A 5,421-nucleotide genomic window follows, 5' to 3' on the forward strand; every position below is an offset into this window, starting at 1 on the left:
CTGCATGGCTTCAAACGCCTCCGCATCCGCTGGGAACGACGAGCCGACATCCATGAAGCCTTCCTCCGCCTCGCCTGCTGCCTCATCACCCTCAGACAGATCAACTCATTCTGTTAGCTGTTGTTAGCCTTCTCGCCCTCCAAACGTGTACGGCCTTCACCGTTGGACGCACGAATACGCGCGATGTCCGTCGCCGTAGGGATGTTTCCGGCGTTCAGCCAGTCAGCTACGACGGAGTACGATTTGGTCGCCATGAAGAGGCGGATCATCTCGATCAGCACTGGTCCGTACACCGGGTCAAGCCTCAGGGTATATCCATCACCGTCCTTGACCGCTACACGGCCGAACGGTACGAGCCCGCCAGCCCACCGGCCAGCTGCACGCAAGGCTTCCCGTGAAGCCTTGATGCGAGCACGAATGGCTTCCAACTCGGCCTCGGCGAGTACAGCAAGAATCTTGGCGATCGTTCGACCCCAAGGAGTCGAGAGATCAAAACCCTCTTCAATCGAGACGAGGGACTTACCGTGCTCATCGCACCAGTCGAGAAGGGCACAGAGGTCCTTGACGGATCGAGCTATTCGGTCGATCTTGTACACGTACAAGACATCGAACTCGTGCGCGCGATTGTTCAGCCAGTCGCCCAGTTTTGGCCGTAGCCAAGGAGACAGCGAGGCTGAGACGTCAATATCCTCAGCCCATCCCGTCAGCTCGATCTCATCGGCATCTACTCGCTTCTGGATGCGACGCCGCTGCGTCTCGTCGCCAGTTTGCCCAATGTTCCCAACTGACAGCCGGACAACACCAAGCGCCCGCCGAGAAGCACAGCTAGATGAATGGCTAATTATCACGCCGCCTCAAGACTGGTAACTTTTGCATTGCGTATCCCGCCGCACCACCAAGCGTTTATCAGAATTCGTAGGCGGCAGCGATGGATAGTCTTGACGCGTTGAGGCTGCATGGTCCACAGAAAGACGTGCGACTGCCTCAAGGAGTGCGAAAATCGGGCGCCCATCATTTGCATGCAAGCACCCAACGGCCATCTGCGCCGTACACTCGAGGGGTTCACCGGCGGTAACTCGACCTATCGTCACAGCAGGAACGCCAAAGGTCAGGCCGATCTTCGCTCGACTCGCAGCTATGCACATCTGTCAAACCTCCTTCACTTGACGAAGCATCCGGGTCCGCAGCGGCTCCACCGCCGAGCACAGCCGTCACGGACTAGATCGAGTGTGCTGAGGATCCCCGGTTTCGCTAACCGGGGATCCTCGGGTATAAGACCCCGGATGCCCGGGGGACTTGTACGTTGACATAGCTATGCAGCGACTTCCAGCGTCTTGCCGTCTGCCGTGAGCGAATCGGCACAGCCAGCGGAACAGCGCGGCTCGCCGAGCGTCAAGGAATTCCGCATCAAGCAGCCCCGGGTTGGCAATCCCACGCGATCAATCGGCAGGGGTTGGCCCGCCATCTCACTGGCCTAGGGACGTGCACGGCAGCACCCAACAGGCCCCGCTCGAGCTCCTCGGGTAGCAATGGCGGAATTTCGGCAGGCCACCTCAGCAGGCGGGACTGCCGGGGTGGCCCCGAGTAGCCCCTGAGACGACGTGACTATCGCAGCGGGACCAACAAAATGGAGTAGGTTAAGGAGGTATCCCGAGAGGACTTCACGCGGGCGGTTCGGTCCCGCGATCCGCCGCGCGGCCGACTCGGTCGGTCCTGGAGCCGCTCGGCCCGGTCGGGACCTTCCTCGGCGGTAAGTTCGTCTCCCACACCATCCTCGGCGCCCTTCTCGGAGTGTTCGGCGCCGCCTTGCAGCCCAGTCCTCGCGCGCAGGCGGTGCTGCTTTTGGCCGCCGGGGCCCTGATGCTGCTTTTCGCGCTGGATCTTTTCGGCGTCAAGGCGGTCGGCCGTCTGGTGCCCCGGCCGCCGGCTTCCTTCAGCCGAGCCGTGCGGCAGACAACCAAGGGCCGCTCGGCCCTCGCTCCCGCGCTGCTGGGACTGGCCACCGTGCTGGTCCCCTGCGGGGTGACGCTCTCGGTGGAACTGATCGCCATCACCTCGGGTTCGCCGGTGGCCGGAGCCGCGGTGATGGCCGGGTTCGTGCTCGGCACCGCGCCGCTCTTCGCACTGCTCGGCTACCTCTTCCGGCGCTCGGCCCGCGCCTTCTCCGGCCGGCTGGGGATCATCACCGGTGTGGTGGTGCTGGCCGTGGGCCTGTGGACGATCAGCTCCGGCCTCCAAGCCGGTGGCTGGGTCTCCTTCCAGCCCCAGTCCGCCCAGGCCGCCGGAGCGACTGAGGCTGTACGCACCGACGCCTCCGGCAAGCAGATCGTCACCGTCACCGTGACCAGCGTCTACTCCCCCACCGCCATCACCGCGAAGGCCGGTGTGCCCACCACGCTCGTTCTGCACGGCAAGGGCGCCAACGGGTGCGCGCGGGGCTTCACCATCCCAGCCCTCGGCATCCGGGAGATCGTCGAGACCGACGCCGACACCGAGGTCGACCTGGGCACCCCGAAGGCGGGCACCCTGCGCTTCACCTGCTCCATGGGCATGGTCAGCGGCAACATCAACTTCCAGGAAGGTGCCACGCGATGAAGCTGTTCGGCAAGAAGCACCAGGAGTCGCCCGACGGCCGACAAGGTCGTGCTGCTGGTGGAGGGCATGCACTGCAACAGCTGCGGGCTGCTCATCGACGACGAGATGGAAGAGGTCCCCGGGGTGCGCGCGTCCCGCACCGACGTCAAGGCCGGGCGCACCACGGTCACTCTTGACGGCGACGGCGGGACGGTCGTACCGGACGAGCTGGTCGCAGCGGTTCAGCGCGCCGGGTATCAGGCGTCCCTCACCCTGTGAGCGTGCGATGTCCGCGGGCCTGCCGGCCGGGCACCCCCGGCCGACAGGCCCTTCCAGGCTCACTCGCCGACAGGTGTCACCTGGACCGAAGCCCTGGCCAGGGGCGGGGTGCCAGAGCAGCTCCCGGCGGAAGATCCGGTACAGGACCTCGGGCGGCTGGTGGTAGCAGAACACCGAGGATCCCGTCCCGGCGATGGCAGGGGTGTCGATGAACAGCGACAGCTCGGCCAGGAAATAGCGCACCGCCGATTCGATCCGCGCCTCGCCCGGTTCGAGCCCGGCCGGCAGCTTGCCGTCGAGCACCCAGGCCGTCGCCCGGCGGCAGGCGGCCCGGAATTCCGCGTCCTCTACGTACAGCCGTCGGCCATGCTCGTGCAGGCGTATGAAGTGCCCGTTCGGCCAGAACCGGCACATGATCGGCCTACTTCGCCGGGGCCCGGTGTGGCGTGAATCTCGGCGGAGCCACCGGGTAGAGGGCTACCCTCCAAGGCAGCACTACTTCGGAAAGGCCTCAGCAGTGACCCACGCATCACCAGCACGCAGGGCAGCCGCCCGCGCGCTGACCGTGTGCGCGGTCCTGCTCGGTTTGTTCCTCATGCACGGCAATCCGGCCGCGGCCATCGACGGCTGCCACGGGGGCATGTCAGCCCCGGCGAGCGCCAGCATGCCCATGGCCACCCAGCCGGCCGGGCACATACCGGCCTCAGCCGCGGGCCATGATCATCACCAGTCCAGCGACACCTCGCCCGCCCATGCCTCGGCGAAGCCGGACATGCCCATGATGGCGGGGGCCCTGTGCACTTCCACCCCCGCGCGTGACCAGGCCAAGCTGGCGACGGCCGGGCCGCTGATGCTTCTCGCCTTCGTGATCTTCGGTGGATGGCAGCAAGCAGGCCGCCTTCGCGCCTGCCGGGCGCAGCGCCGTGGACCGCCGAGAAGCGGGCGAAATCTGCTGCTCCAGGTGTGCGTCGCGCGGACGTGACAGCCGTCGCCCGGTTCTGAGAAAGACCTCACGAACTGGCACGGCTCCCGTTCCGTACACCCGCGTGCGCCCATCGAGGCCACGCACACCTCGAAAGACTCGACACGATGTCTGTTTTCTCCCGCATCTCTTCGCGTCGGCGCACTGTCGCCGCCGCCTCCGTCACCGCCGCCCTGGCGCTGGCTCTCGCCGCCTGCGGCTCCTCGAAGGACTCCTCCATGCCCGGCATGGACCACGGCTCCCCTGCCTCCGCGTCGTCCTCGGAGAGCGGCATGCCGGGGATGGACCACGGGTCGATGCCCGGCATGGACCACGGCAGCATGGCCAAGGGCGACGGCCTGTCCGACACCAAGGACGGCTACCGCCTTGTCTCCGACGCCAAGGAGCTCCCTGCGGGCAAGGCCACCGCGTACAAGTTCACGATCACCGGCCCGGACGACAAGCCGGTCACCGGCTTCGCTGTCGACCAGACCAAGCGGATGCACTTCTACGCCGTCCGGTCGGACCTCACCGGCTTCCAGCACATCCACCCCACCATGGCGGATGACGGCACCTGGACGGCCGACTTGACCGCCCTCGAGCCCGGCTCGTGGAGGACGTACACCTCCTTCACCCCTGACAGCGGGCCGGGCAAGGGCAAGGACTTCGTCCTCAGCCGCACCGTCACCGTCCCCGGCGACGCCAAGGACACTCCGCTCCCGGCGGCAGCCGCCAGCACTGAGGCCGACGGCTACACCGTGGCCGTCAAGGGCGAGCTGAAGGCCGGCATGGCCGGCCCGATGACGGTGAGTATCAGCAAGGACGGCAAGCCGGTCACCGACCTGCAGCCCTACCTGGACACCTACGCCCACCTGACCGCCTTCCACGAGGGCGACCAGGCCTTCGCCCACCTCCACCCGGAGACCAAGGTCAACGGCGACAAGGGCGGCCCCGACCTGTCCTTCCACGCCCAGCTCGACAAGCCCGGCAACTGGCGCCTGTTCCTCCAGTTCCAGACCGGCGGCAAGCTCCACACCGCAGCACTGACGCTCCGCGTCGGCTGATCCACACCTGCGGGGCGCCGCTCAGGCGGCGCCCCGCGCACCCGTTCTCCTGGCGACGACGCGAGCGCACCGGGCCGACACCGCAGCGATACCCGAGGCCGCACACGCTGCGGTACGCCGTCGGCGACGATCGCGAGATACCCCAAAGGGGGTATCGACAGTCGGACAGGCTTCTCGCGCGACTCCCCCTCGGCGCAGCAGCCATCATTTCTGCATCCACCAGGGCATTTCCACCCCGAATCGACAGACTTCCACCTCCCATCCGGATACCCCCCGGGGGTTGCTCCCGATACCCCTAGGGGGTATAAATCTTTACCAGGGCGCTCGCGAGGCGCCCACCCGAAGATCAACGACCGGAGGCACCCATGTCCTGCTGCTCCCCCGACAACAGTTGCTCCACCTCCGCCGCCGCACGTGACGAGAAGACCACAGGCGTCACCACCGTCTACAAGGTCCAGGGCATGACCTGCGGCCACTGCGAGACCGCCGTCACCAAGGAGGTCTCGGCCGTGGCGGGCGTGACCGGTGTCCGCGTCGACGTCG

Annotated in this window: 6 protein-coding genes and 2 pseudogenes; 6 read left to right on the top strand and 2 right to left on the bottom strand. The window is 66.6% G+C overall.

Annotation, left to right across the window (positions count from 1 at the left end):
- Window positions 1-117 (top strand): annotated as a pseudogene (locus K6I33_RS31290) (IS5/IS1182 family transposase); the annotation flags it as partial.
- Here the strand turns inward: K6I33_RS31290 and K6I33_RS31295 are convergent.
- Window positions 114-848 (bottom strand): recombinase family protein, encoded by a 735-nt coding sequence (locus K6I33_RS31295; RefSeq protein ID WP_229357925.1) that lies wholly within the window; start codon window positions 846-848, stop codon window positions 114-116. The pseudogene K6I33_RS31290 and the gene K6I33_RS31295 sit on opposite strands and share 4 nt — an antisense overlap.
- Before the next feature lie 943 nt (window positions 849-1,791).
- On the opposite strand from K6I33_RS31295, the gene K6I33_RS31300 reads away from it, so the two are divergent.
- Window positions 1,792-2,595, top strand: coding sequence for a sulfite exporter TauE/SafE family protein (locus tag K6I33_RS31300; RefSeq protein ID WP_229357926.1), 804 nt, complete (start codon window positions 1,792-1,794; stop codon window positions 2,593-2,595).
- Between the two features lie 48 nt (window positions 2,596-2,643).
- Window positions 2,644-2,853, top strand: a complete 210-nt coding sequence (locus tag K6I33_RS31305; RefSeq protein WP_229357927.1) for a heavy-metal-associated domain-containing protein — start codon at window positions 2,644-2,646, stop codon at window positions 2,851-2,853.
- 96 nt (window positions 2,854-2,949) lie between these two features.
- Here K6I33_RS31305 and K6I33_RS36695 read toward each other — a convergent pair.
- Window positions 2,950-3,267: pseudogene (locus K6I33_RS36695) on the bottom strand (tRNA-dependent cyclodipeptide synthase); the annotation flags it as partial.
- Window positions 3,268-3,370: 103 nt separating this feature from the next.
- Between K6I33_RS36695 and K6I33_RS31310 the strand changes: the two are divergent.
- The 3 genes from K6I33_RS31310 to K6I33_RS36135 all read left to right on the top strand — a co-directional run.
- Window positions 3,371-3,835 carry a hypothetical protein gene (locus K6I33_RS31310; RefSeq protein WP_229357928.1) on the top strand — a complete coding sequence of 155 codons (465 nt, stop codon included), beginning with the start codon at window positions 3,371-3,373 and terminating at the stop codon, window positions 3,833-3,835.
- Between the two features lie 107 nt (window positions 3,836-3,942).
- A complete protein-coding gene (locus K6I33_RS31315) occupies window positions 3,943-4,878 on the top strand; it encodes a hypothetical protein (RefSeq protein ID WP_229357929.1) in 936 nt (311 codons plus the stop codon).
- A 365-nt stretch (window positions 4,879-5,243) separates the two neighbouring features.
- The coding region (locus K6I33_RS36135; RefSeq protein WP_275126821.1) for a heavy-metal-associated domain-containing protein at window positions 5,244-5,421 on the top strand (178 nt) is incomplete at its 3' end.

The sequence above is a fragment of the Streptomyces sp. UNOB3_S3 genome, from assembly GCF_020740895.1.
GTDB lineage: Bacteria > Actinomycetota > Actinomycetes > Streptomycetales > Streptomycetaceae > Streptomyces.